The organism is Acidovorax delafieldii 2AN (genome assembly GCF_000175235.1).
GTDB classification, from domain to species: Bacteria; Pseudomonadota; Gammaproteobacteria; order Burkholderiales; family Burkholderiaceae_C; genus Acidovorax; species Acidovorax delafieldii_B.
In genome coordinates this window covers 1-2,508 of record NZ_ACQT01000383.1, presented here as the reverse complement: position 1 = coordinate 2,508, position 2,508 = coordinate 1, and the positions used below count along the sequence as shown (strand labels likewise).

The window sequence follows — 2,508 nt, the reverse complement described above, 5'->3', positions numbered from 1 at the left end:
CGCCGCCGCGGCTGCGGCGGCCAGGGACAGCAAGCGGCGCCGGTTCCATCCCAAGGGGCGGGTTTCGTGGTTCATTGCGCGTCTCCTGGCATGGGGTGCGGTGGACTCAATCCATCGAAATCTTGGCCGCCTCGACCACGCTCTTCCAGTGGGCGGCGTCCTTGTCGATCTGGGCCTTGAAGTCGTCGGGCAGCGAGCCCACGGCAATCAGCCCCATCTCGGTCAGGCGCTTGTTCAGTTCGGGGGTCTTGACTATTGAACTCACCTCGGCGCCCAGCTTGTCCACGATGGCCTTGGGCGTTGCGGCGGGCACGAACATGCCGAACCAGCCATTGGCCTCGAGGCCGGGGTAACCGGCCTCGGTCATGGTGGGCACCTGGGGCAGCGCGGGGTGGCGCTGCGCGCCGGTGACGGCCAGGATGTTGATCTTGTCCGACTTGATGTGCGGGTAGGCGGCCGTGGCGTCCACGAAGGCCAGCGTCAGCTGCCCGCCCAGCATGGCCGCCATCTCGGGCCCCGAGCCCTGGTAGGGAATGTGCGTGATGTCGATGCCGGCCTTTTGCTTGAAACGCTCGCCGTTCATGTGCGACGAGGTGGCGTTGCCGTAGCTGCCGAAGTTGAACTTGCCCGGCGCGGCCTTGGCCTGCTGCACGAACTGCTCCAGCGTGGTCACGCCCGAGCTGCGTGGCACCATCAGCAGGTCGGCCGACTTGGCCACCTGCGACACCGGTGCCAGGTCGCCGAGCTTGTAGGGCACCTTCTTGTACAGCGCAGGGATCTGCACCACCGTGGTGATGCCCATGAGCACGGTGTAGCCGTCACCGGGCGCCTTGGCCACGGTGTCGTTGCCCAGGATGCCGCTGGCGCCGGGCTTGTTCTCCACCACCACGGCCTGGCCCAGGCGCTGGGAGAGCTGCACCCCGATCAGGCGGGCAATGATGTCGGTGCCGCCGCCGGCCGGGTAGGGCACGATGACGCGGATGGGTTTGCTGGGGTACTGGTCCTGCGCCTGTGCGCCGCCCATGCCGCAGGCGGCGGCCAGGGCGATCAGGGGTAGCCATTGGCCCAGGGTCTTGCGCCGGGTGAATGCCATGGTGATGTCTCCTTGGGTGTTATGTAGGAATGGAATGGCTCGGGCTACAGCGTGCGGGCGATGATTTCCTTCATGATCTCGTCGCTGCCGCCGTAGATGCGTCCGATGCGGGCATCGGTCCAGGCGCGGCCCACCTGGTATTCGGTCATGTAGCCGTAGCCGCCATGCAGCTGCAGAAACTCGTCGAGCAGGCGGTTCTGCAGCGCCGTGGCATTGAGCTTGACCATGGCAGCGCGCTCGGGGGTCAGCTTGCGTTCCATGTGCAGCTTCATGCATTCGTCAACGAACGTGCGCAGCATGGTGGCCTGGGCCTTGGCCTCGGCCAGCTTGAAGCGCGTGTTCTGGAACTCGAACACCGTCTGGCCGAAAGCCTTGCGCTCGCGCGTGTAGTCGACGGTCTTTTGCAGGAAGGACTCGATGCACCGGGCCGCGCGCACCGCCACGACCAGGCGCTCCTGGGCCAGCTCCTGCATCAGGTACCTGAAGCCCATGTTCTCTTCGCCCAGCAGGTTGCCCACGGGCACCTTCACGTTGTCAAAGAACAGCTCGGAGGTGTCCTGCCCCATCAGGCCGATCTTTTCCAGCTTGCGGCCTTTGCTGAAACCCGGCGTGCCGTCTTCCACCACGATCAGCGACACGCCCTTGGCGCCCAGATCGGGCGCGGTCTTGCAGACCACGATCACGATCTCGGAATTGATGCCGTTGGTGATGAAGGTCTTGGCGCCGTTGATGAGGTAGTGGTCGCCTTCGCGCTTGGCCGTGGTGCGCACCGACTTCAAATCACTGCCTGCGCCGGGCTCGGTCATGGCGATGGCGCCGATCAGCTCGCCGGCGGCCATCTTGGGCAGCCAGCGGTCATGCTGCTCCTTATTGCCGTAGGCGTAGATGTAGGGCGCCACGATGTCCGAGTGCAGCGGAAAGCCCAGCGCCGTGGCGTTGGTGCGGCCCACTTCCTCGATCAGCACGGCCGCGTGGCCGAAGTCGCCGCCGCTGCCGTAGGGCTCGGGCAGCATGGTGTTGAGCAGCCCTTCGCGGCCGGCCTTGCGCCACACCTCCTTGGGCACGATGCCGTTGCGCTCCCACTCGGCCAGGTGGGGCACGATTTCCTTGTCGAAAAAGTGGCGCACGGCGTCACGGAACTGTTCGTGGTCTTCGCGGTAGACGGTGCGCTGGATCAGGTCTTGCATGGTCGGTGTCTCAAGAAATAAAGGTCAAATGGGCTTGCAGCGCTTGTCCGGCGGCCGCTGTCAGCTATGATTTCAGGAGTCGCGCAGGGCAAAGCCCGCCTGCGGCTCGCCGCGAAAGCGCTCCTTGAGCTTGCGGCGCAGCAGCTTGCCGGTCTCCAGGCGCGGCAGCGCATCGACGAACACCACGCGCTGGGGCAGCTTCATGCGCGCCAGCACTTCGGCCGCCTG

General features: G+C 65.7%; 2 protein-coding genes. Both read right to left on the bottom strand.

Annotated elements, in window-relative coordinates; genetic code table 11:
- Nucleotides 1–106 precede the first annotated feature (106 nt).
- A complete protein-coding gene (locus ACDELDRAFT_RS21335; RefSeq protein ID WP_005800364.1) occupies nt 107–1,093 on the bottom strand; it encodes a Bug family tripartite tricarboxylate transporter substrate binding protein in 987 nt (328 codons plus the stop codon).
- Between the two features lie 44 nt (nt 1,094–1,137).
- Nucleotides 1,138–2,280: an acyl-CoA dehydrogenase family protein gene (locus ACDELDRAFT_RS21330; RefSeq protein ID WP_005800362.1), complete on the bottom strand. Its 1,143-nt coding sequence runs from the start codon at nt 2,278–2,280 to the stop codon at nt 1,138–1,140.
- Between the last annotated feature and the right edge of the window lie 228 nt (nt 2,281–2,508).